This window comes from Xanthomonas sp. WHRI 7064 (genome assembly GCF_040202355.2).
GTDB classification, from domain to species: domain Bacteria; phylum Pseudomonadota; class Gammaproteobacteria; order Xanthomonadales; family Xanthomonadaceae; genus Xanthomonas; species Xanthomonas arboricola.
Map to the genome: position 1 here is coordinate 3,207,733 of NZ_CP167821.1, position 24,164 is coordinate 3,231,896.

The following is a 24,164-nucleotide window of genomic DNA, read 5'->3' on the forward strand; positions in this document are numbered from 1 at the left end:
ATGAGCCCGTCAAATTCCTCGTCCACCCCATTCGCAGAGGCGATGCGTGGACAGCAACCGCAGCCGGAAGACCGCCAGTTCCCGGCGGTGCTGCAAGACCTCTACGCCACTGCCTCGCAGCGACGCGAAGGCAGCGCCGAAATCTTTGCGCCCCTGCCCAACGGCTGGACGCGCATGGACGACAGCACCCTGCAACGGGCGGGCATCGACCCCGGCCTGCTGCACGATGCCAAGAGCGGCTTCGATGCCGCGTTCTACCGCAACGAACAGGGCCAGGTGGTGCTCGGCTTCTGCGGCACCGACGAAGGCAAGGACTGGAAGCACAACCTTGGCCAGGGCCTGGGCTTCGACGACGCGCAATACGCGTCTGCCATCCAGCTCGGTAGCCAGGCCAAGCAGGCGTTCGGCGACCAGGTGGTGATCTCGGGGCATTCGCTCGGCGGCGGCCTGGCGGCCGCTTCGGCGATGGTCAACGACATCCCCGCCGTGACCTACAACGCCGCCGGCGTCAACGACCGCACGCTGGAACGCCAGGGCCTGGATGCCTCGGCAGCCAAGGAGTACGCCAGCAGCGAGTTGATCCGCGGCTACCACGTCAAGAACGAGATCCTCACCCATCTGCAGGAAGACAGCATTCCCCTGAAGTGGGCGATGCCCAATGCGGCCGGCCATCAGATCGAGCTGCCGGAACCGGACCCGTTGTCGTTCGGGCAGCGCCTGGTGCCGGGCAGAATGTTGATGCACCGCATGGACCTGCACGGCATGGACTCGGTGATGAAGGCGCAGGAGATGCAATCGCCCGGGCAGGCGCAAGGTGCAGGCAGCCAGTTGTTCAACGACGCGGTGGTGCGCCTGGATGGCCAGCGCGAACGCCTTGGCCTGCGCGACGACACCGCGTTTCTCAACACCGCCGCCAGCGTGGCCGCGCGTGCAAGCAGCGACGGCCTGCAGCGGATCGACCACCTGGTGCCCAACCGCGACGGCGACAGCCTGATTGCGGTGCAAGGCCGGATGGACGACCCGGCGCATCTGCGCAGCCATGTGCAGACCGCCTCGGCGGCCAACGAGCCGGCGCACGGCAACGTCGATCAACTGCAGCAGCACAATCAGCAGCAGTCGCAGCAAAGCACGCAGCAGGAAGCACAGCGGCGCGGCCTTTAGCAGTAATCATGACCGGGCACTGGCGCTGGCCAGTGCCCGCCTCAAGGCTGACAGCACCTCGCAAGCGCTCGTCGAAGGGATGCAGCCAGTACATCCGGCACTGCGCCAATGCGTGATACCGCCAGGTAACCCCGGCACGTCCTGCCACACCTTCCCGACGACTACACCGACTGTGCGACGGTCCGTCAGCCAGCTCCCGCCATCGCGCGCAAGGTGATGCCGACCAGATAGGCCAGGTAAGTGCCGGTGGCGTAGCCCATCGTGCCCAGCAGCACGCCAACCGGCGCCAGGGCCGGGTGGAACGCGGCGGCCACCACCGGCGCCGAGGCCGGCCCACCGATATTGGATTGCGAGCCGATCGCGAAATAGAAGAACGGCACCCGCAACAGGCGGCCCAGGCCCCACAGCAACCCGATATGCACCGCGATCCAGATCAGCCCGAGCAGGAACAGCCAGGGCCGATCCAGCAACGCCAGCAGATCCATCTGCATGCCGATGCAGGCGATCAGGAAATACAGCAGCAGTGAACCGATCCTGGAGGCCCCGGCCCCTTCCAGCGTGCGCGCGCGGGTGAAGCTCAGCAGCAGGCCGATGCTGGTCGCCAGCACCACCACCCACACAAACGGCGTGTCCAGGCTGAACTGGCTGGACCAGCGCAGCTTGGCCTTGCACCATGCAGCCAGCGGACTGGCCAGCGCGTGCGCCAGCCCGACCCCGCCGAACGCCACCGCCACGATCACCATCAGGTCGGCCAGGCTGGGAATGCGCGCGTGTTCGGCCTGGAACCGCGCCATGCGCTCCTGCAGCGCATCCAGCGCGCGGGTATCGGCGCCGCTGCGCGCATCGATGCTGCGCGCGCGCCCGGCCAGGAAGATCAGCGCCGCCATCCACACATAACCGACGCCCACATCCACCACTGCAAACTGCCCGAAGGTGGTGGCATCCACATCGAACACCTCGCGCATCGCCAGCATATTGGCCCCACCGCCGATCCAGCTGCCCGCCAGCGCGGCCATGCCGGCCCAGGTATCGCCGGCCACCGTGGCCGGATGCACCCAGCCCATCACCCAGAACGCCACCACCGCTCCCAGCATGATGCTCAGTGACGCGCCCAGGTACATGGCGACCAGCTTGGGCCCCAGCCCCAGGATGGCGCGCAGGTCGATGCTCAGCGTGAGCAGGATCAGCGCGGCCGGCAGCAGCACGTCGCGCGCGATCGGGTTGTACAGGCGGGTATTGGCACCGTCGATCAGGCCAACGGTGTTGTAGATGCCTGGCAGCAGGTAACACAGCAGCAGCGCCGGCACCACGGCGTAGAAGCGTCGCCACAGCCCCTGCTCGCGCGAGGAGGTCCAGAACACCGCCCCCAACGTGGCGGCGATCAGGCCGAAGACGACGATATCGTTTTGGATCAAGGCAGAACCGGCGGCATTCACTAGGGGCGACATTCTCGACAGGGGCCGCCAAGGTGCGGATCGCAGCAAGAATGGCCGATCGGTCGTGTCCAGTCGACTGGATCTGCGGGCGAGCCCGGGCGTGACTGCAAGGCCGCCGGCTGGCGCACTGGGCCTGGTTGCCGGGTGCGTGTGGTCAGCCACCCTGCCCGGGCAGGATCGTCAGCGTCTCCCTTGCGCTTCCTGCAAGCGGCCGGCTCGGTCAGCCGTAGCGGCGCACCACGCGCTCGCCATCGGCGGTCTTCAACACCACGCCGCTGGGCTGACCGGTGGTCATGCAATGCAGCTTGGCCATCAATTCGGCATTTTCCAGCGCGCCCTGCTCGCGCAGATAACGCAACGGCGACCACTGCGGCCGGGTCACCCACCAACCGCCCTGCTCGGGATGAATACGCACAACGTAACGGGACTCGTCCATCAGGGCCTCCGGCCGGTAGATGTAGCGATAGAACGACGGAGGTGGGCAGCGCGGAATGGCGCAGCGCACCAGCGATGGGAGTGCGGGGGTCCCGTTCGGGATGCCGGCGTGCCCTTACTCAAGGGGCCGCGGGAGAGTGGCCTGGGGCCCCGCGTCCGGCATAGCCAGCATGTCTTTTCGCTTATGCCAACGCCGTCGGGCGGACACTGGCATGAAGGTAGGAAAATTCTTACGTGACACCGACCGGAGCTGGCGCTAAATTCGCGCTCAAGCGGCGAACACACGTCGCAGCTGGCCGTCAACGGGCGCAGACGGCGCGGGGGAATTCGTCGCTCTTGGAGATGCCTCGGGGGAGGGGTCGCATGCATCTGCTCAGGAAGTTCCAGTTTCCGGTCAAGACCGCGATGGTGGTGGGCTATGTCCTGGTGATCAGGGAAGCGCTCGTGCTGTGGTCCTGAGGCGACCCTGCAACCAGGCTGCCGGATAGCGCGTCAAGCACCCGTCACGGTGTCTCAATCCGCGTCCACCCAGCCACGGTGTTGCGCTGCGACCAGGTCGGCGGGCGTGTCCACGTCCAGCGCGAGCGCCGGGGCGCTGACGCAACCCAAGCTCTGCACGTCCAGGCCGGCGAACAAGCCGCGCAGGCCGCTGTCGCCGTGGAGCGGCACGTCGGCCCAGGCCGCGTGGGTGACCACCGCCGGGATGCCACGCACACCGGCATACCCGCTGGTGGCACATCCGGATGCGGCCCGGTCCGCTTCTTCCAGCAAGGCGCGCAGATGCGGTGTATCCAGCGCGGGCTGGTCGCACCCCAGAATCAGGCTGCGCCTTAGCGACGTATCGTCCTGCACATGCTGGCGCAGCGCCGCCAGGCTGGAGCCCATGCCGGCGGCCCAGTCGGCGTGACGTAGCACTTCCACCTCCAGGCCTTGCAGGACTTCGCTCAATGCGTCGGCATCGGCGCCCAGCACCACCACGCAGCGGCGCGGCGCCGTCTGCAGCGCGACGCGTGCGAAACGCCGCAACAACGGTTCGCCGTCGCGCAGCAGCAATTGTTTGGAACGCCCCAGCCGACGTCCTGCACCCGCGGCGAGCAGCAGCGCAACGTGATCGCTGCTCATGCGTCCAATGCCATCGCGCGCGGCGAACAATGGCGCGATGTGCGCAGCATCGGGCACGCATCAACAAGCGCATCGCGCCGGGTTGCGTTGAGAGGGCCGGCAATGACTGGCGACGGCAATCGAGCTGCGTCGCAGGAGACGTCGTCGTAGTGATCAAGTAATTCGGTCATGGCGACGTGGCGTGCATATTGGGGATGCGCCAGCCTAAAGAGGTAACTGTGCGCGCGGAGTGACTAAATGCAGCGCATTCCCCAATCTAGATAATGACGCTTTCCCACGTCTACCAACCGACCGGCGTGCATTGCACTGCTGCGCCAGCATGACGAAGAAACATGCGGAGCTGCGGTAGCGCTGCGATCAGGATGGCAGCGACTGATTGCCCGCGTTGGATGGCGCAGTTACCGGCAGAAGCGCGGATCACAAGCGCATGCCTTAAAAGGCATATCAAAAATTACTTATTCTCCAGATTGCTACTTTTCAGCACCAGAAACTTCATCGGCAACCATGCATCCACCCTGCTGGCGACTGCATCGAAATTCATATCGAAGTTAATGCAAACGCGCGATTGCAGTGCCCTGCCCGTTCTCACGGCGGTACGGCTTGGAGTGGCTAACGGAATGTAGCGAGCAGTCGCCAAGCGAGTGCAGATGGCGCGGAGCAATCGCAGTGTAAGAGTGGTACATACGACTATTGGCCGCGCCCGCACGGCGGTGCGCGCAGTCGTCTTGATGGCCGTTCTTAGCCAGCCAACGCCGCAGCTGCCTGCCCATCGGCGACCGCCTGGGTGGCTTCGGCAATGATGCCCAGTGCAATCGTGTGCGGGGAGGAGCGCCCCATGCGCCAGCCTGCCGGCAACCGCAATCTGGCCAGCGCGGCATCGTCATGCCCGAGCGCACGCAGCGCCTGCAGGCGTGCTTCCCGCTTCTGGCGACTGCCCAGGATGCCGATGCAGGCGACCCTGGAGGCAAGCCCGCGCGAGGCGACCTGCAGGTCGCTGTCGCCGTCGTGCGCAAGACTGTACAGCGCAGTGTCCGCATCCAGATGCAGGTCCTGTAGCGCTTCGCCCAACGTGCGGCGATCGTAATGGTCAGCGGCCAGGCCGGGCGGTGGTTCGCTGGGACCATGCGGCCGCAGCACACGCACCTCGATACCCATCTGGCTGGCCAGCGACACCAGCACCAGCAGCGCAGGATCGGCACCGACCAGCACCAGCCGCAGCGGTGGCCGATGCGTGCGCAGGAATTCGTCGGGACGCAGATCCTGCGGGCTGACCGGGTAACGGACGGCGCCGGTGCTCCGATCCAGCGCGACATGAAACGGACGCCGATGCTGGCGCGCATTGCGCCAGCGCGCCAGATGCTCGCCCAGGTCCTGCACCGGCCAGACCAGCACGCCGATACGACCGCCGCAGCTGAGCTGGATGTCCAGCACCTGGCTGCCTTCGCCGTAATCCAGCCAGCGCGGCATGCCGTCGCGCAAGGCGGCGATGGCTTCGTGCGCCACTGCCGCCTCCACGCAGCCGCCGGAGACGTAGCCGGCCACCCGGCCGTCGGCACTGATGGCCATCTCGCTCCCCAACGGGCGCGGCGAGGAGCCTTGCACGTCGATCAGCGTGGCAATGGCCACGCGCTGCCCCGTCCGATGCCAGGCGGTCAGCGTCGGCAGCAGGTCATCGTGCAGGGCATAGCTCGGCCATGCCGGCCACGCCGGCTCGGCCGGCGCTGCATGCGTGACCGGGGCCACCACCGCACTCACGCGCGCAGCAACTCGGGCAGATGCGGGAGCAGCTTGTCCAGCGTCACCGGGTAATCGCGGACGCGCACGCCGGTGGCGTTGTAGACCGCATTGGCGATCGCCGCCGCCACCCCGCAGATGCCCAGCTCGCCGACACCCTTGGCCTTCATCGGCGATGACATCGGGTCGCTTTCTTCCAGGAAGACCACTTCCTGATGCGGGATGTCCGCATGCACCGGCACTTCGTAACCGGCCAGGTCGTGATTGACGAAGAAGCCCAGCCGCTTGTCCACCGCCAGCTCTTCCATCAGCGCCGCACCCGCGCCCATGGTCATGCCGCCGATGACCTGGCTGCGCGCAGACTTGGGGTTGAGGATGCGTCCGGCCGCGCACACCGCCAGCATGCGACGGATGCGCACCTCGGCGGTGGCGACGTCCACGCCGACTTCGACAAAGTGCGCGCCGAAGGTGGACAGCTGATGCGTCTTGGAAAGCTCACCGAACTCGATCTTGTCCTCCACCACCAACGCGCCATTGGCCGCGGCATCACCCAGCGCAATGCGCTTGCCGCCGGCACGCACATGGCTGTCGGCGAATTCGGCCTTGGCCGGATCCAGCCCCAGCTGCTTGGCCACGGCTTCGCGCAGTTTCACCGCCGCGGCATACACACCGGCAGTGGAACTGTTCGCACCCCACTGGCCGCCGGAACCGGCCGAGGCGGGAAAGCTGGAATCGCCCAGGCGCACGTCCACCCAATCCAGCGGCACACCCATCATCTCCGCAGCGGTCTGCGCAATGATGGTGTAGGAGCCGGTACCGATATCGGTCATGTCGGTTTCCACCACCACCCGGCCGCCCTGCTCCAGCCGCATGCGTGCGCCGGAGGTCATCACCGGCGCGTTGCGGAACGCGGCCGCCACGCCCATGCCGACCAACCAGCGCCCATCGCGGTTGCTGGCCGGCTTGGCCTTGCGCTTGGACCAATCGAAACGCTTTGCGCCGTCTTCCAGGCATTTGACCAACTGACGCTGCGAGAACGGACGCTGCGGGTTTTCCGGATCCACCTGGGTGTCGTTGACGATACGGAACTTGACCGGATCCATATCCAGTTTCTCGGCCATTTCATCCATGGCCACTTCCAGCGCCATCAGACCCGGCGCTTCGCCCGGCGCACGCATCGCGTTGCCTTCGGGCAGATCGAGCACCGCCAGGCGCGTGGAAATCAGCCGATTGGCACCGGCATACAGCAACTGGGTCTGCGCGGCCGCGATTTCCGGGCCGCCCTCGGGCAGGTCGCCGGACCAGCTCTCGTGCGCGATCGCGGTGATCTTGCCATCGTGCTGTGCACCAATACGGATACGCTGCACGGTGGCCGGGCGGTGCGTGGTGTTATTGAAGATCAGCGGCCGCGGCAGCATCACCTTGACCGGGCGTCCGACCTGTCGCGCGGCCAGCGAGGCGAGCACCGCATCGGCACGCAGGAACAATTTGCCGCCGAAGCCGCCACCAATGTACGGCGACATCAGACGCACGTTTTCGCGTGGGATCCCCAGCGTCTTGGCCAGATCGCCCGCGCTCCAGTCGATCATCTGATTGGAGGTCCACACGCTCAGCTTGTCGCCTTCCCACATCGCGATCGATGCGTGCGGCTCCATCATCGCGTGCGAATGATCGGGCGTGGTGTATTCGGCATCCAGCTGCACCGGCGCTGCCACGAAGGCGCTATCGAAATTGCCGACCGCACTGTTCGGCGCCCCGCCCTCCTTGGTGACCTTGGCGCCATCGCGGGCCTTTTCCAGATCGTAGGCGCCGACGTGGCGACCGTAGTCGACCTTGATCAGCTGGCCTGCAGCACGTGCCTGCTCGAAGGTCTCGGCAACCACCACCGCAATGGCCTGGTGGTAATGCTGGATCTCCGGGCCGCCGAGCAGTTTGGCCGTGTTGTACTTGCCTTTCTGCAACTTGCCTGCATTCTGCGCAGTCACGATGCCGAGCACGCCCGGCGCATTGCGCGCGGCGCTCAGATCGATGCTGCGAATGCTGCCCTTGGAGATACCGGCGCCAACGATATGGCCATAGGCGGCACGGCCAGGCAGATCGTGATGCTCGTACGCATACGGCGCCTGCCCGGTGGTCTTGAGCGGACCATCGATACGATCGACCGGCTTGCCGACCACCTTGAGCTGGTCGATGGGATTGGTACTGGCGGGAGTGTCGAATTTCATATCAGGCCCTCGTGTCGGCCAGGATCGCGGTCAAGGTGCGCTCAACCAGCGGCAGCTTGAAGGCGTTGTGTTCGGTAGGTTGTGCGCCGTCGAGCAGCACGGAGGCAATCGCACGCGCGCCCTGGCGCGACTGTGCTTCGGCCGCCTCGCTGCGCCACGGCTTGTGGGCGACACCGCCGACGCTGACCCGCACGCTGCCATCGCGTTGCACGACCGCCGCAACCGACACCAGGGCGAATGCATAGGAGGCACGATCGCGCACCTTGCGGTAGACATGCGTGCCGCCGAGCGGCTTGGGCAGGCTCACCGCGGTGATCAATTCGCTGCGTTCCAGCACGGTTTCCAGGTGCGGCGTCTTGCCGGGTGCACGGTAGAACTCGGACAACGGCACCGCACGCGTTTGTCCATCCGGACGAACCGTTTCGACCACCGCATCCAGCACGCGCATGGCAATAGCCATGTCGCTGGGATGGGTGGCGATGCACTCCTCGCTCACGCCGATCACCGCCAGCTGCCGGTTGAAGCCACCAATTGCCGCGCAACCGCTGCCGGGCAGGCGCTTGTTGCATGGCTGGTTGGTGTCGTAGAAATACGGGCAACGCGTACGTTGCAACAGATTGCCTGCGGTGGTGGCGCGATTGCGCAACTGCCCCGACGCACCTGCCAGCAATGCGCGCGACAGCACGGCGTAATCGCGACGCACGCGGGCATCGGCTGCCAGATCGGTATTGCGCACCAGGGCGCCGATGCGCAGGCCACCATCCGGTGTCTCTTCGATGGTATCCAGGCTCAGCCCGTTGACATCGATCAGGTGCGAGGGCGTCTCGATCTGCAGTTTCATCAGATCGAGCAGGTTTGTACCGCCAGCGATGAACTTGGCACCCGGCTGGCGCGCCGCCTTGGCTGCAGCGTCGGCGGGCGAAGTCGCACGCTCGTAGCTAAACGCCTTCATGCGCGCTCTCCCGCAACATCATTGATCGCATCGACGATGTTGGAATACGCACCGCAACGGCAGATATTGCCGCTCATGCGCTCCTGCAATTCCGGCGTGGTGAGCCTGGTCTTGGCGGTCAGATCGTCAGTGACATGGCTGGGAATGCCGCGCTTGACTTCGTCCAGCACAGCCACCGCCGAACAGATCTGGCCGGGCGTGCAATAGCCGCACTGATATCCATCGTGCTTGACGAAGGCTGCCTGCATCGGATGTAGCTTGTCCGGCGTGCCCACGCCTTCGATGGTGGTGATCTTGCCGCCCTGATGCATCACCGCCAGCGACAGGCAGGAATTCATCCGCTGCCCATCAACGATCACGGTGCAGGCACCGCATTGGCCATGGTCGCAGCCTTTCTTGGTACCGGTCAGATGCAGATGTTCGCGCAGGGCATCCAGCAAGGTGGTGCGATTGTCCAGGGTCAGCGTCACCGGCTTGCCGTTGACTTCGAATGCGACCTGGCTCGATGCGTTGGCAGGCTCGACTGCCTGCCGCTGCGACATCGCATTGGCTGCAGTAGCGGCCATCGACTGGGTTGCGGCAACGCTGGCTGCCGACGCCGTGCCAGCGATCAGTACCTCGCGACGGGTCATCTTGATATCTCTCATGGCTGGCATCTCCAACAATGCTGGCTTATACAGTTCTTAAATAATGTGCAGCGCGGCCGGTCACAATCGCGTGAGCATGCGGCGAGTGTGTGCGGGCGCGAATCGGCGGTGCGGCCCGATTCTAGAGGCGCTGCAGGCGGGCATTGACGGCATGAACTGCATGCGCCTATGAAACGCGCTCATCATTGTTGGAATGGATTACGTACTCGCTGCACAACGATCGTGTGTGCTGGCAGCTTGCGTTTTGCAGCGCGCCTCAGGTTCCTGAAGTGGCTCGAGACCTTTCCATGTGCTGACAACGACGATGTCATCTGCGTCAGCGCACTTGCTTCGGTCTCCGCCACGCGATGCTTGTCTTCCGAATCCGGATGCGTTGCATCGAGAACATCCGGACGCGAACGACCACTCTTGAGCGGCCGCCAGCGCGTGGCGATCGGCCGTCAGCCGAGTGTGGATAGCGTGGAGTTGCAGCGTGCGCGAGTGACACCTGCCGATCCCGCGCAGCGGCCGCGCCCGCCTCACGGCAAGCGCGGCACCTTTTCAACCGCTTCTAGAATTCCAGCACGATCTTGCCCAGATGGCCGCCTGCCTGCTGCAGCGCGAAGGCCTCGGCGATATCGTCGAGCGCGAAGGCGCGATCGATCACCGGCCGCAGCGGCAAGGCATCCAGTGCACGCACCAGTTGCTGCTGATGCACGCGGCTGCCGACTACCAGCCCCTGCAGGCGCTGCTGCCGGCCCATCATTTCCGCAGTCGGCACCGGGCCTGCGGCACCGGTCAACACGCCGATCAAGGCGATATGCCCGCCCACTCGCGCAGCGCGGATCGATTGCGCCAACGTGCCCGGCCCACCGACCTCGACCACGTGATCCACGCCACGGCCATTGGTGATCTCCAGCACCTGCGCCGACCACTCGGCATGCTGTCGATAATTGATGACATGGTCTGCGCCCAGCGCGCGCGCCTTGGCCAGTTTTTCGTCGGACGACGATGTCGCGATGACGGTGGCACCCATCGCCTTGGCGAACTGCAATGCAAAGATCGATACGCCGCCGGTGCCGAGCACCAGCACGCTGTCGCCGGCCTTGAGTCCGCCGTTGACCACCAGGGCGCGCCATGCGGTAACGCCGGCCGTGGTCAGGGTCGCCGCTTCGGCATGGCTGTAGCCGGCCGGGGCATGCGTGAACGCATGGGCGGCGGCCACCACCGCAGAACGTGCATAGCCATCGACGCCATCGCCGGGCGTGGTGGCAAAGCCGGCATGCAGCGGCTCACCGTCCAGCCACTCGGGGAAGAAGGTGGACACCACATGATCGCCAACGGCGAACTCATCCACCTCAGGCCCGACGGCCTCGACCACGCCGGCACCGTCGGACATGGGGATGCGGCCGTCAGCGGTCGGCATCTGCCCCGACACCACGCCAAGGTCATGGAAATTCAACGAGCTTGCGTGCAGCCGCACCCTGATCTGACCGCGTGCCGGCTGCCCGGGGTCGGGCAAGGCAACACCATGTAATGCATTCAGGCCTGCAGGATGAGCTAGACGAATCGCGCGCATGGGGCGCTCCTTGCTGTGATCGATCTTCGGAATAACACGCCGGGCGTTATCCGCATGCAGTCGAGCTGGCTTTCGGCTCTATTGTGGGCTGGCGATTTCGTCGCAGCATCAAGCGCGTAACGACAGCAGGCGGGACAGCAGCGCAGTCGCACGCCGGGTGAGCTGCCGTACAACGCATGAGGCATCAATCACAGATCGGCATTGCGCCACATGATGCAAACGATTCCACGCGGCGCCCACGGCTAAGCTGGCACGGCGGTTGCAACGTCCTGATGTCCAGACAGGTAACTCACGTGACATCACCCGGCAAGCGGCGACGGCAACGAGCACAACGCATCGCGTTGCACTTTGTGCTGAGCATTTCGTGCCTGCTGCTGCTTGGTTCGGAATACTGGTCCATCCACGACGAGCGCACGAGTGCGCTGCGTGCCGCCGAAGCGCAATCGTTGAACCTCGCCAATTCGCTGGCGCAGCATGCCAGCGACACCCTGACGATCGCCGACGCCGTGCTGTCGGGATTGGTATCACGGGTGGAGCACGACCAGGGCTCGGCCAGCGCGCGACTGGTCATGCATGACTTTCTCGTGCATGAAGCGCGTCGCTCGGACCGGCTGCACGGCATCTTCATCTATGCGGCCGACGGCGACTGGGTGAGTTCGTCACTGGACAGCACGCCCAGGAAGCACAACAACGCCGATCGCGCCTATTTCAAATATCACCGCGACCATCGCGACGCCTTGTCGCTGGTCGGGCCGCCGGTGCAGAGCCGCTCCGATGGCAGTTGGGTGCTCACCTTGAGCCGGCGCCTCAACACCCCCCGCGGCGAATTTGCCGGCGTTGTCCTGGTCACGCTGCAACTGAAGTATTTCCAGAACTACTACAGCACCTTCGAGGTCGGCCCGAACGGTACCATCGGCATGACCAATGACGACGGCATCGTGCTGGTACGCCGGCCCGACAAACCGGGCGTGATCGGCACCTCGATCGCAGGCACCTCGATCTACGTCACCATGCGCGCGCGCAGGCACAGCACTGCCACCTATCGTTCGCCGATCGACGGCGTGGAGCGCATTTCCAGTTTCGCGCCAGCACAGGCCTATCCATTGACCGTATTGACCGGCGTCGCGGTCGATGACGCGTTGGCCAACTGGCGGCAGTCCGTGCGCCAGCGGATCGTGATCGCCACCCTAGGATGCGCTTTGCTGTTGGGCGTCGGCATCTGGCTGGATCTGCAGTTGCGCCGCATGCATCGCAACGAGGACAAGCTCAGCTCCGAAGCCTGGATAGATGCACTCACCGGCATTGCCAACCGCCGTGCGTTCGACCACCGGCTCTCGCGTGCCTTGAAGCAGGCTGTGCATCGACAGGCACCGCTGTCGGTACTGATGATCGATGTCGATCATTTCAAGCTCTACAACGACACCTACGGCCACGTTAACGGTGACGCCTGCCTGCGCCTGGTCGCAGGCGCGATTGCCGGTTGCTCACGGCGCAGCGAAGACGTTGCCGCGCGCTACGGCGGCGAAGAGTTCGGCATGATCCTGCCGCAGACAGATGCCGCCGGCGCACTGCGGCTGGCCGACGCAATCCGCAGCGCCGTCGCCGGGCTCGGGCTCATGCACCTGTCCAGCCCGACCAGCGCGCACGTCACCGTCAGCGTCGGCGTCGCGACGTTCGAACCGGGCGAAACGCCACGCACCCCGGATGCCTTCGTGCACGACGCCGACTCGGCCTTGTATCGCGCCAAGCAGAACGGCCGCGATCGGACTTCGGCGTAGCGCAACTGGCAGTAAGAACTGCGCGCAACGCCAGGTGGGCGCGGCCCATGTCCGGAATCGGCGTGTGTCAGGCAGACACACCATGGGTACGCGGCGTTCTCAGCCACCTGACGATTGCGCGTGAGGTGCTGTTAGCCACGCTTGGTCGAGATTGGTGATTGGCACCGTCGTACCGACCAGGTCTGCGCGTCCAGGGAGCTTCGGAACAGCCCGGCCTGCGTCGATGCAATCAGCGACCGGCAAGCAAAAGGCCCGCACGATGCGGGCCTTCTGAATGACAAACAGGCTGGCTGCCGATCAGAACGGAATGTCGTCGTCGGCAAAATCGTCCATCGGCGGTGCCGACTGCTGCTGGGCCGGCTGCTGACGACGCGGGGCGTAATCCTGACCGCCGCCCTGACCACCACCGCCTCCACCTTGCTGCTGGCGCGGCGCCTGGCTGCGCTGCGGACGATCGCCGCCCATGCCGCCACCGCCACCTTCGCCACGGCCGCCGAGCATCTGCATCTCGTTGGCGACGATGTCGGTGCTGTACTTCTCCACGCCGTCCTGGCCGGTGTACTTGTCGTAACGCAGCTCGCCTTCGACGTACACCTGCGAGCCCTTGCGCAGGTACTCGCCGGCGATCTCGCCCAACTTGCCGAAGAACACCACGCGGTGCCACTCGGTGCGCTCCTGGTTGTTGCCATCGCGGTCCTTGCGCATGCTGGTGGTGGCCAGACTCACACGCGTGATCGCCATGCCGGCCTGGGTGTACTTGGTGTCGGGATCGTTGCCGAGGTTGCCGACGAGGATGACTTTGTTGATGCCGCGGGCCATAGATGCTTCCGAGATGGTGCGCCGGCGCCAGTGGGCGCGGCGGTGAATGTCTTGGTGCCAATGTTACCGCACCTGCCGGCCACGGTCCCGGCGGATCGCCGCAGCGCCGGGCCGGGGAATGCCGCGCCGGCAGGTCGGAATCCGGGCGCTCGCCGACAGGCCCGACGCTGGCGCCGCAAGGGTTTGCGGCCACGCCGGAGGCCTTCGGACACGGCCAGCGGGACGGATCTGGCCCAGACACCTATAATCGGCGCACATCACGAACGCCTGCGCATGACCATCGCCGAAGACCTCCCCACCGTCCTGGGCCTGCCCCAGATCCAGTCACTCGCCGCGCCCGACATGGCCGCGGTCGACGCGCTGATCCGCCGCCGGCTGGCCTCGGATGTCGTGCTGATCAACCAGATCGCCGATCACATCATCTCCGCCGGCGGCAAACGCCTGCGTCCGATGCTGGTGATGCTAGCCGGCCACGCCGCTGGCGGCTCCGGCCCGGAGCACCATCAACTGGCGGCGATCATCGAGTTCATCCACACCTCCACCCTGCTGCACGACGACGTGGTGGACGAATCGGACCTGCGCCGCGGGCGCAGCACCGCCAATGCGCTATGGGGCAATGCGCCCAGCGTGCTGGTCGGCGATTTCCTGTATTCGCGCAGCTTCCAGTTGATGGTGGAGCTGGATCGCATGGAAGTCATGCAGATCCTGGCCGACACCACCAACCGCATCGCCGAAGGCGAGGTACTGCAGCTGCTGCACGTGCACAACCCCGACACCGACGAAGCCGCCTACCTGCGCGTGATCGAGCGCAAGACCGCGGTGCTGTTCGCCGCTGGCACCCGCCTGGGCGCGCTGGCCTCGGGCGCGGATGCGCAGGTGCAGCAGCGCCTGTACGACTACGGCATGCAGTTGGGCTTTGCCTTCCAGATTGCCGATGACGTGCTCGACTACGCTGCCGATGCCGCAGACCTGGGCAAGAACCTGGGCGACGACCTGGCCGAAGGCAAGGCGACCCTGCCGCTGATCCACGCCATGGCGCACTCGGATGCGGGCACCCGGGAGCGCCTGCGCCAGATCGTCGAACAAGGCGATGCGAGCGCAATGCCCGAAGTGCTGGCGGCGATTCATGCCACCGGCGGCCTGGATTACAGCCGCCAGCGTGCCGCCGAATATGCCGCCGCTGCCGAACAGGCGCTGGACACGTTGCCGCCCAGCCCCGCAGTTGCCGCATTGCGCGGCCTGGCGCGGTATGCCGTGCAACGCACGCATTGATCCGGACGGCAGGTTTCCCCTGCCGCGCTCACTGAACGGGCTGACAGCCGACGGGCACCCTCGCCTTTCCGGCGGAAACGCTGCCGCAACCCATGCCACAGGGTTGCGGCGCCTTGTCACACGGCCTCTGAGCGCATCACACACCGATGCTGCGTGCGCCGTGCGATCCATGTTCGGGATCGGCACCTCGCTCCCGCACCGCATGTCCACGCGCCGTCCGCCACATCCGACGGCCGCCAGTGCGGCGGTCAGCCGCGCCTGGCAACCTCAATCGCCAAAGCGTTCGTCGAAGAAATCGCCGAGCATGCGGTAGGCACGTTTCGCCGCACGCGGGTTGTACAGGCAGCCTGGCGGGCTGTTGGCATCGGCTTCGGCAAAGCAATGCACCGCACCGCTGAAATTGACGAACTGCCAGTCCGCGCCGGCCGCATTCATCTCGGTTTCGAAGGCGGCGATGTCCGCCTTGCTCACGCTCTTGTCGTCGGCGCCATTGAGTACCAGCAGCGGCGTCCTGGCCGAGCCGGCCGCCGCCGGGCTGGGCGTGGCAATGCCACCGTGCAGGCTGACCACACCGGCCAGTTGCGCACCGGCGCGCACCAGCTCCAGCACCGTGGTGCCGCCGAAGCAGAACCCCACCGCACCGATGCGCGATGCATCCAGCGGCGCCTTGCCGGCCTGCGCCTTGAGCACATCCACTGCTTTCAGCGCGCGGGCGCGCAGCGTCGGCGGGTCCTTCTTCAGCGCACCGGCAAACTGCCCGGCCTCACTGTCGTTGGCCGGACGCTTGCCCTTGCCGTAGACGTCGGCAACCAGCACCACGTAGTCGTCGCCGGCCAGTTGCTTGGCCTTGGTGACCGCCGAATCGTTGACGCCGCGCCAGTTCGGCACCATCACCAGCCCTGGGCGCTTGGCGGCACCGGCGTCGTCGTAGACCAGCACGCCGCTGAAGGTGTCCTTGCCGACCGTCCATTCCAGCGGTTTGGCCTGCATCGCTGCGGCGGCGGGCAACGCCAGCGACGCCAAGACACCGAACAACCCAACGCCACGCCATCTCCATTGCTTGTGCATGTGCCTGCTCCCGGGAAGGTCCGGCGAGTGTAGGCGCTGCCGCCGTGCAGGCCGGGTCAGGGTGGTCGCCGACGGACGGATCGCGTCGGCGTTCTGCCAAGGCCGTCGAAAAAACCCGGGCCGGATGGCGCCGTCGCTCCGCGTGCGCGCAACGCAGCGCTACTGCACGCCCAAGCCGGGAATCGCGCTGATCGCCGCCGGATCGAACCCGGCCAGCTGGGCGAAATGGCGGCCGCGCGCAACGTAATCGCTATAGGCGCCGAAGCTGGGCGCACCCGGCGACAGCAGCACCACACCGCCCTGCTCGCCCAGCGCCTGGCGCGCCAGCCGCATCGCGTGTTCCAGGTCGGCGGCGGCATGCAGGCCGAAACGACCGCTCGCGGCCAGCGGAGCCAGCAACGCATGGATCCGCGGCCCGTTCGCGCCCATGGTGACGATTTCCAGCGGCGCCTGCTGCGCCATCTGCGCGGCAAAATCCTGCCAGTCCAGCCCGCGATCGTGGCCACCGACCAGCAAGGCCACGCGGCGTTGCGCAAAGCAGGCCAGCGCCGCCAGTGAGGCATGCGGGGTGGTGCTGATGGAGTCGTTGACGTAGCTGATGCCGTCCACGCTGCCGAGCAGCTGCAGGCGGTTCGGCAACGGGCGGAAGCTCGCTGCGGCCGGCGCCAGCGCCGCCGCGTCCAGCCCCAGGGCTTCCAGCGCTGCCAGCACCGCGCACAGGTTCCGCCGATTGTGTTCGCCGGGCAGCGGCACGTTGGCGGTGTCGAACACCGGCTGCTCGCCGCGATACACCACATCGCCGCGCAGATGCCAGCCATCGGGATGGTTAAACCAGCGCACCTCGCTGTCGGGCAACTGCAGTTGGGTCAGATGCGGATCGGCAGCATTGAGCAAGGCAATGCTCGGGCGGCCTTCGGTGACCAGCGCCAGTTTGTCGCGCACGTAGCGCGCCTCGTCGCCATGCCAGTCCAGATGCTCGGGAAACAGGTTCAGCACCAGCGCCAATTCCGGACGCGCGCCGCTGCGCCCCACTTCGCCGGTCTGATAGCTGGACAACTCGATCGCCCAATAGCCCGGCGGCGGTTGCGGCGCCAGCACTTCCAGCAAGGGTTGGCCGATATTGCCGACCAGGGCGGTGCGATGGCCGGCCGCGCGCAGCAGATGCGCCAGCAGCGCGGTGGTGGTGCTCTTGCCCTTGGTGCCGGTGACGCAGATGGCGCCAGGCACATAGCCGTCAGGCTGCGCATGCTCGGCAAACCACAACGCGGTGCCGCCGATGAATTGCGTGCCGTGCTCGGTTGCGGCGGTGTGCGCCTCGGGGCGATACGGGCTGATGCCGGGCGATTTCACCACCACCTCGAACCGGCCCAGCGCCTGCGCGCTGGCGTCGGTTTCCACGTGCAACGCAGCATCGGCCAGCGTCTCGAGCTCGCGCGCTTCGTCGGCGTTGCAGAACACCGTCAGCGTTTGCGTCGGCAACGCGGCGCGCAGTGCGCGGTACGCGGCGCGTCCTTCGCGCCCCCAGCCCCATAACGCAACCGCCTTGCCCTCAAGCTGCGAAATTCGCACGCACGCGCTCCCACAGCGCCGACGGAATCCGGTGCTCGCCGTCGATGGCCAGCAACGGCTCCAGCTGCAGCGCCTGCTGGTCCAGCTGTGGCTGGATCTCGCGGATGAAACGCAGCACCAGCGCGTCTTCCTTCCATTCGGCACGGCTGGCCAGCACCGCCATCGCCGCGCGCGATTCGCGCCCTTCACCGACGCATTCGAACGGCTTGTGGTCCTGGAATTCCAGCAGCGCATCGTAGCCGCCGGCCTGGGTTGCATCGTCGAGCAGATTGCGCCCGAAGATCTTGACCAGCCGCGTCTTGGGCATGAAGGGTGCCAATGCCAGGAACACGAAATGGCACTTTGGGCAAACCCCGCACCAGCGATGCACCGGGCGCTCGCCCATGATGTGGAAGTTGCGGTTGCAGCTGGAAAAATGCGCGTCGTAGTGATCGGTCTTGGCGAACTGGCGCGCCACCGCCAGCTCCGACAACGGCCGCAGCAGCGAGTAATAGCGCAGGTCGGCCGCCACATGCCGCTGCACGTAATCGCCGAACGCCTGCTCGAACGCCCAGCCCTTGGACCACTGGTGATTGACCTCGCCGGTGCCGGGAATCTGGCTGCCGTAACTGGCCGAACGCTCGTTGGAAAACACCACCTGGTCCACGCCATTGAGCAAGGCCGACAACACCAGGATGGCCGAGTTCACCGCAGTGACCGGGATATGCCCGTTCCAGGCGCCCTGGCGATTGAGCTCGAACAATTCCGGCGCCAGCACGCGGCCGATATTGAGCACCGGCAGACCGGTGCGCTCTGCGCAGGCCCGGATCAGCTGCGAACCGCCGATCCAGCTGACGGTCTGGTCGATACCGGCATGCCGCAGCGCTTCGATGCTGACCAGCGAATCCTTGCCGCCACCGATCGCGACCAGGGCGTGCTCGCGCAGGCCCAACGCCGGCGCATCGCCGGCAGCCGGTGCAGCCACCGGCAAGTGGATCTTGCCGTGCAGGTTCAAGCCATTGCGATAGGCGAACTCGCCCAGGCCGTGCAGGTAGACGCTTTCCACCAGCGCAGCGGTATCGGCATCGATGCTGTAGCTGTCGATGGCAATGGTCGGCGGCACTGCGGCCTTGTAGTAACTCACGCCCGCGATGAGGTGCAGCAACTGCAAGGCCTGTTGCACGGCGGCGGCACGCGCGCCGTCCAGCACGAATGGCGCGCCGGGCACGGCAACGGTTTCCACAAGTTCCGGCCCCTGATCGAAGGCATACACCAGCGTCGCCACGCCGGTCTGCGCGTCCAGTGCGCAACGCACGAAACGGAAGGTGGAAATCTGGTGTTTGTCGAAAGCGCTCATGGACTACCTGCAGGAACACGTACGCGACGCAGATAACGCCGGCACAGGACATATTCAATCATGGAAAACGGCACCGCAGCCCACAGCAGCGGCAGGCAACCGAACAGCACCGCCAGCAACAGCACATCCGGACGTGCAGCCGTGGCATCGCCGGACACCGCGAAGGCGATGGCGAGATACAGCGCCACCACCGGCACATAACTCAGCGCGCTCAACAGCACCGTGCGCACCGCCATCCCGCCACTGCGACGCGTGGGACCCCGCGCGTCGCTCCGACGTTGCCAACGCCCGGCCAACCATGCGCCGATACCGGCGGCGACCAGCGCGGGCAGCGCCCATTTGAAGGTGTCGCTCCACGGCATGCCCAGGCTCAGTTGCTGCAGCGCGGTGGCGAACACGATCGCAGCGCCACCGGCCAGCGTACTGAGTGCAATGAACTCAGCCTGCGGGCGCATCGATCACCTCTTCGCGCGGCAATTCGCGCTGGTTGTAAGTGCTGGCCATCGAGTAACCGTAGGCACCGGCATCGGCCAGCAGCATCACATCACCCGGCGCGGTGGCGGCAGGCAGACGACGGCGCTTGCCGAAGACATCGGAGGATTCGCAGATCGGCCCGACGATATCGAAGCTGCCATCGGCCGGCGCGTCGAGCTGGCTGAGGTTTTCGATGTCGTGCCAGGCGTCGTACAACGCGGGGCGGATCAGCGTGTTCATGCCCGCATCCAGGCCCACGCGCTGCACGCCGTCCTTCTCGATCACCTGGGTCACCTGCGCCAGCAGCACGCCGGCTTCGGCCACCAGGTAACGGCCCGGCTCGATCGCCAGCCGGTAGCCCGGATGCACCGCCTTGACCTCGGCCAGGCCCTTGGCCCACAGCTCCAGATCGAACGGTTCGTCTTCGGCGCTGTACGGAATCGGCAGGCCGCCACCGATATCGATGGTCTCCACCGTGCCGATGCGGCGCGCGAAGCCGGCCAGTTCGTCGTACATCATCCGCCAGTGTTCGCCGGTCTCCACGCCACTGCCCAGGTGCGCATGCACGCCGGTGATGGTGACCTCCAGCGTGCGCGCCACTTCCACGAATTCATCCACCCGCGTGGACGACAAGCCGAACTTGGACGCCTTGCCGCCGGTGTTGACCTTCTCGTGATGGCCGTCGCCATGCCCCAGGTCGATGCGCAGCCACACGTTGCGGCCACGGAACACCTCCGGCCAGCGCCGCAATGCTTCGACGTTGTCCACGGTGACGGTCACGCCCAGCGCAAATCCGGCTTCGTATTCGGCCTTGGGCGCGAAACTCGGGGTGAACAGCACGCGCCGCGGCGACAGCTCGGGCAAGGTATCGAACACGCGGCGCAGCTCGCCGTGCGAAACGCATTCCAGCCCGAACCCGGCCTGTTCCAGCGCCATCAGGATCGCCGGATGCGCATTGGCCTTGATCGCGTAATAGCGCTGATCCACCGCCGCAATCTGCGCCAGCGCCTGCGCACGCGCACGCACCGTGGGCAGGTGATAGACGTAACGCGGCGTGCCGGCCTTGGACAGTGTCAGCAGATGCGCGCGCTCGGCATGCCACCACGGCGTGGGCCGCGGGCGCACCGAGCCGATGATCTCGCGCCAGCGCGGCCCGAACACCTCGCCTTCGCTCACCGGCATCGCGCCACTGTCGATCAATTCCGCATGCAGGATCGGCAGCAGGCCATCGGCATCGGCTTCGTCGATGACGAAGGTCAGATTCAGGTCGTTGGACGACTGCGAGATCATGTGCACACGCTCCTGGCCGAACGTGGCCCACACGTCGGAGAGCTTGTGCAGCAGCGAACGCATGCCGCGCCCGACCAGGGTGATCGCCGCACACGGCACGATGATCTTGACCTTGCAGATCTGCGACAGATCGGCCGACAACGCCGCCAGCACATCGGTGTTGACCAGGTTCTCGGACGGGTCCAGCGACACGGTGACATTGGTCTCGGCCGAACCGATCAGGTCCACCGACAGGCCATGCTTCTTGAACAGCGTAAACACATCGGCCAGGAAGCCCACCTGCTGCCACATGCCGATGCCTTCCATCGACACCAGCACGATGCCGTTGCGCCGGCTGATCGCCTTGACGCCCGGCACCGGCTCGGCATTGCCGTCGATGCTGGTGCCCGGCAGATCGGGGCGCTCGGTGTCCAAGATCGCCATCGGCACGCCGGAATCACGGCATGGCTTGATCGACCGCGGATGCAGCACCTTGGCACCGGTGGTGGCGATTTCCTGCGCCTCGTAATAGTCCAGGCGGGTCAGCAGCCGCGCGTCCGGCACGTCCTTGGGATTGGCGCTGAACATGCCGGGCACATCGGTCCAGATTTCCACCCGGCTGGCGCCGAGCAGCGCACCGAAGTACGCCGCCGAGGTATCCGAACCGCCACGCCCCAGGATCGCGGTGCCGCCATCGGCGTGCCGCGAAATGAAGCCCTGGGTGATCAACAGGCGCGTGGGCTGCGCATCGAAACGTGCGCGCCAGTCGGCGTCGGACTGCCACTGGCAGGACACCGACAGGCGCTTGGACCATTCGCTTTGATTGGGCTGCGGCGGCAGCGCCGACAGCCACTGGCGCGCATCCAGCCAGCCCATGTCCAGGCCGCTGGCATGCAGATACGCCGCACCGATGGTGGAAGACAGCAACTCGCCCTGCCCCAGCACCTCGGCCTGCCAGTCCAGCGTGCGGGTTGCCGCGCGCGCGTCGCCGATCAATGCATGCAGGGCGGCAAGGCGCTCTCCCAGCACTGCATCGGCATCCAGCTCCAGCTCGGCCAGGAACTCGCGATGACGCTGCTCCAGCGCTGCAACGCGCTGCGCGCTGTCGGCAGCGCCATCGGCAATCGCGGTGAGTTCGTTGGTCACGCCCGAGAGCGCGGACACCACCACCAGCACGCGGCCGCCGGTCTCGTTGGCCCGTTTGCTCGCCAGTTTCCCAATCGTGTCCCAGCGATGACGACGCGACACCGAGGTGCCGCCGAACTTGAGGACGATCCAACGATCGGTAGAGTGGGGAGCTGACATGGAGATAGGCGTTTAGGATGAGGGGGAAGACGCCCGGTACGCCGGGCGGAACCTCCGATTCTACTGCCAATGTCGCCCGCATGACCCCGTGTACGGTCACAGCCTGCCGGCGGCCACGGCCATCACCGCAACGGTTTGCGCTGCAACCATCGACGCGCCTTCCATCGACCGAGATCCATGCCCCATGAGCAAGCACCGCTACCTGCAACTGGATGTGTTCGGCGGCCAGGACGGCCACGGCAATCCGTTGGGCGTGGTCCTCAACGCGCAGACGTTGTCGTCGGAGCAGATGCAGCAGATGGCCGCCTGGCTGAACCTGTCGGAGACGATCTTTTTCCTGCCGGTCAGCGCGCCCGATGCGGACTACCACATCCGTATCTTCACGCCACGCGCCGAGCTGCCGTTCGCCGGCCACCCCAGCGTCGGCGCTGCGTGGGCGGCGGCAACGCACGGGCTGGTGGCGTTCAAGCCGGACGGCCGGATGCGCCAACAATGCGCTGCCGGCGTGCTGCCCGTAGAGGTGATCGACCGGCATGGCGCCCTGCTGGTGCGGCTGCGGGCACCGCGTGCGCAAGCAGTCGAAACCGGCGATGCGCATGTTGCGGCATTGCACGAGGCCTGCGCCGGCCTGCGCATGGCCGAACGCCCGGCCGCACTGTGGAACAACGGCCCCGGCTGGTGGCTGCTGGAACTGGCCGACGCGCAGGCGGTACGCCAGGCGATGCCCGATCTGGCGGCGATCAGCCGCCTGACCCAGGCCAGCGCAGCCACCGGCCTGGCCATCTACGCGCCGCAGGCCGGGAGCGATGCGGACCTGGTGGTACGCGCCTTCTGCCCCGGCGACGGCATCCCGGAAGATCCGGTCACCGGCAGCGCCAACGCCTGCATTGCCGCGCGCCTGCACGGCGAAGGCCGCGTGCCCGGCCAGGCGTCGCGCTATGTCGCCAGCCAGGGGCGCGAAGTCGGCCGCGACGGCCGTGTGCACGTGGAGGTGGATCACGAAGGCGAAGTCTGGATCGGCGGAACGACCAGGCAAGTGATCGAAGGCCGCATCGATTGGTAAGCTGCCGCGCCCTGTTCGCCGAGCCACCACCATGACCACCCGCCGTTTCCTGCAACTGGATGTGTTCTCCGCCCGCCCCGGCAGCGGCAACCCGCTGGCGGTGGTGCTGGATGCCCAAGGCCTGGACGATGCCGCGATGCAGGCCATCGCACGCTGGACCAAGCTGCCGGAAACCACCTTCGTGTTTGCGGCGCCGGATGCGCACAGCAGCTATCGGCTGCGGATGTTTTCCCCGCAAAAGGAAGTGCCGTTTGCCGGACACCCCAGCGTCGGCACCGCCCACGCGGTGCTGGAAGCCGGCCTGGCCGCACCCGACGACGGCGTGCTGATCCAGGATGGCATCGCCGGCCAGTTGCCGCTGCGCGTGGAGCAGATCGCGGGCCATCGCAGCATCGCCATCCGCACCCCGCGTGCGCGCGTGGCCGAGCAGGTGGAGGCCGACGACCCGCGCCTGCGCGATGCGGTGCGCGGCTGGCCACTCGGCAGCCTGCCGCCCGCCTTGATGGATGGCGGCCGCACCTGGTGGGTGGTGGAACTGGCCAGCGAAGCGGCGCTGCGCGGCCTGCAGCCGGATTGGGACGCGATCGCCGCGCTGGCCGAATCCACCGGCAGCATGGGCGTGTTCGCCTATGCCCGCGCCGCAGCGCCCGGTGCCTACGATCTGGCGGTGCGCGCCTTTGTCGGCAATGGTCGGCGGTTCGAAGATGCCGCCTCCGGCGCGGCCAATGCAGTGCTCGCCGCCTGGCTGGACAGTCGCCAGGCATTGCCGGGCAAGGAACGTCGCTACGTGGTCAGCCAGGGCCGCGAGATCGGCTTCGACGCCTTGCTGGAATTGCGCATCGACGCCAATGGCGATGTGTGGTCTGGCGGCCAGGTGCAGACGGTGATCCGCGGCACGCTGGATTGGGCGTGATCGCGCCTGATCCCGCGGGTTGAAGAGT

At 66.4% G+C, this 24,164-nt stretch carries 19 protein-coding genes and 1 other RNA gene; 5 read left to right on the top strand and 15 right to left on the bottom strand.

Going from position 1 to position 24,164, the window contains the following annotated elements:
- Entirely contained in the window at positions 1-1,161 is a 1,161-nt protein-coding gene (locus ABQY74_RS13780; protein WP_349791872.1) for an XVIPCD domain-containing protein, read from the top strand.
- Positions 1,162-1,346: 185 nt separating this feature from the next.
- Here the strand turns inward: ABQY74_RS13780 and ABQY74_RS13785 are convergent, their stop codons facing one another.
- The 9 genes from ABQY74_RS13785 to ABQY74_RS13825 all read right to left on the bottom strand — a co-directional run bounded on the left by ABQY74_RS13785 (position 1,347) and on the right by ABQY74_RS13825 (position 11,270).
- Positions 1,347-2,597 carry a DUF819 family protein gene (locus tag ABQY74_RS13785; protein WP_349792264.1) on the bottom strand — a complete coding sequence of 417 codons (1,251 nt, stop codon included), beginning with the start codon at positions 2,595-2,597 and terminating at the stop codon, positions 1,347-1,349.
- A 220-nt stretch (positions 2,598-2,817) separates the two neighbouring features.
- Entirely contained in the window at positions 2,818-3,033 is a 216-nt protein-coding gene (locus tag ABQY74_RS13790; protein WP_039813188.1) for a hypothetical protein, read from the bottom strand.
- A gap of 512 nt (positions 3,034-3,545) precedes the next feature.
- Positions 3,546-4,154: a nucleotidyltransferase family protein gene (locus ABQY74_RS13795; RefSeq protein WP_349791874.1), complete on the bottom strand. Its 609-nt coding sequence runs from the start codon at positions 4,152-4,154 to the stop codon at positions 3,546-3,548.
- A gap of 607 nt (positions 4,155-4,761) precedes the next feature.
- A non-coding RNA gene (locus ABQY74_RS13800) (sX9 sRNA) lies at positions 4,762-4,837 on the bottom strand.
- Positions 4,838-4,892: 55 nt separating this feature from the next.
- Positions 4,893-5,909 carry an XdhC family protein gene (locus tag ABQY74_RS13805; RefSeq protein WP_349791875.1) on the bottom strand — a complete coding sequence of 339 codons (1,017 nt, stop codon included), beginning with the start codon at positions 5,907-5,909 and terminating at the stop codon, positions 4,893-4,895.
- Complete coding sequence (paoC, locus tag ABQY74_RS13810) at positions 5,906-8,113, bottom strand: aldehyde oxidoreductase molybdenum-binding subunit PaoC (protein ID WP_349791876.1); 2,208 nt, start codon at positions 8,111-8,113, stop codon at positions 5,906-5,908. Before paoC ends, ABQY74_RS13805 begins: the two co-directional genes overlap by 4 nt.
- A 1-nt stretch (position 8,114) precedes the next feature.
- Entirely contained in the window at positions 8,115-9,065 is a 951-nt protein-coding gene (locus ABQY74_RS13815; protein ID WP_349791878.1) for a xanthine dehydrogenase family protein subunit M, read from the bottom strand.
- Complete coding sequence (paoA, locus tag ABQY74_RS13820) at positions 9,062-9,712, bottom strand: aldehyde dehydrogenase iron-sulfur subunit PaoA (protein WP_167705666.1); 651 nt, start codon at positions 9,710-9,712, stop codon at positions 9,062-9,064. Before paoA ends, ABQY74_RS13815 begins: the two co-directional genes overlap by 4 nt.
- Before the next feature lie 550 nt (positions 9,713-10,262).
- A complete protein-coding gene (locus tag ABQY74_RS13825) occupies positions 10,263-11,270 on the bottom strand; it encodes an NAD(P)-dependent alcohol dehydrogenase (RefSeq protein WP_102596839.1) in 1,008 nt (335 codons plus the stop codon).
- A gap of 272 nt (positions 11,271-11,542) precedes the next feature.
- Here ABQY74_RS13825 and ABQY74_RS13830 point away from each other — a divergent pair, with 272 nt between their 5' ends.
- Positions 11,543-13,048: a sensor domain-containing diguanylate cyclase gene (locus tag ABQY74_RS13830; RefSeq protein WP_349791881.1), complete on the top strand. Its 1,506-nt coding sequence runs from the start codon at positions 11,543-11,545 to the stop codon at positions 13,046-13,048.
- 297 nt (positions 13,049-13,345) lie between these two features.
- Here the strand turns inward: ABQY74_RS13830 and ABQY74_RS13835 are convergent, their stop codons facing one another.
- Complete coding sequence (locus ABQY74_RS13835) at positions 13,346-13,867, bottom strand: single-stranded DNA-binding protein (protein ID WP_024939378.1); 522 nt, start codon at positions 13,865-13,867, stop codon at positions 13,346-13,348.
- Positions 13,868-14,140: 273 nt separating this feature from the next.
- Here ABQY74_RS13835 and ABQY74_RS13840 point away from each other — a divergent pair, with 273 nt between their 5' ends.
- Complete coding sequence (locus ABQY74_RS13840) at positions 14,141-15,139, top strand: polyprenyl synthetase family protein (protein ID WP_016902370.1); 999 nt, start codon at positions 14,141-14,143, stop codon at positions 15,137-15,139.
- A 267-nt stretch (positions 15,140-15,406) separates the two neighbouring features.
- Here the strand turns inward: ABQY74_RS13840 and ABQY74_RS13845 are convergent, their stop codons facing one another.
- From ABQY74_RS13845 to ABQY74_RS13865, 5 genes are all read right to left on the bottom strand, one after another.
- Complete coding sequence (locus tag ABQY74_RS13845) at positions 15,407-16,207, bottom strand: dienelactone hydrolase family protein (protein ID WP_047129048.1); 801 nt, start codon at positions 16,205-16,207, stop codon at positions 15,407-15,409.
- 159 nt (positions 16,208-16,366) lie between these two features.
- A complete protein-coding gene (gene murD / locus ABQY74_RS13850; RefSeq protein WP_349791884.1) occupies positions 16,367-17,776 on the bottom strand; it encodes a UDP-N-acetylmuramoyl-L-alanine--D-glutamate ligase in 1,410 nt (469 codons plus the stop codon).
- Positions 17,757-19,112 (bottom strand): UDP-N-acetyl-alpha-D-muramoyl-L-alanyl-L-glutamate epimerase, encoded by a 1,356-nt coding sequence (gene murL, locus ABQY74_RS13855; RefSeq protein ID WP_047129050.1) that lies wholly within the window; start codon positions 19,110-19,112, stop codon positions 17,757-17,759. Before murL ends, murD begins: the two co-directional genes overlap by 20 nt.
- Positions 19,109-19,567 (bottom strand): hypothetical protein, encoded by a 459-nt coding sequence (locus ABQY74_RS13860; protein ID WP_102584986.1) that lies wholly within the window; start codon positions 19,565-19,567, stop codon positions 19,109-19,111. The genes murL and ABQY74_RS13860 overlap by 4 nt, the downstream gene beginning before the upstream one ends.
- Entirely contained in the window at positions 19,551-22,160 is a 2,610-nt protein-coding gene (locus tag ABQY74_RS13865; protein ID WP_016902365.1) for a bifunctional aspartate kinase/diaminopimelate decarboxylase, read from the bottom strand. The genes ABQY74_RS13860 and ABQY74_RS13865 overlap by 17 nt, the downstream gene beginning before the upstream one ends.
- Positions 22,161-22,344: 184 nt before the next feature.
- Here ABQY74_RS13865 and ABQY74_RS13870 point away from each other — a divergent pair, with 184 nt between their 5' ends.
- Both ABQY74_RS13870 and ABQY74_RS13875 read left to right on the top strand, forming a co-directional pair.
- On the top strand, positions 22,345-23,223 hold the full coding sequence (locus ABQY74_RS13870; protein WP_104573637.1) for a PhzF family phenazine biosynthesis protein: 879 nt from the start codon (positions 22,345-22,347) through the stop codon (positions 23,221-23,223).
- 31 nt (positions 23,224-23,254) lie between these two features.
- The gene (locus tag ABQY74_RS13875; RefSeq protein ID WP_039513838.1) at positions 23,255-24,136 is read left to right on the top strand and encodes a PhzF family phenazine biosynthesis protein; all 882 of its coding nucleotides are present in this window, start codon (positions 23,255-23,257) and stop codon (positions 24,134-24,136) included.
- The last annotated feature ends 28 nt before the right edge of the window (positions 24,137-24,164 follow it).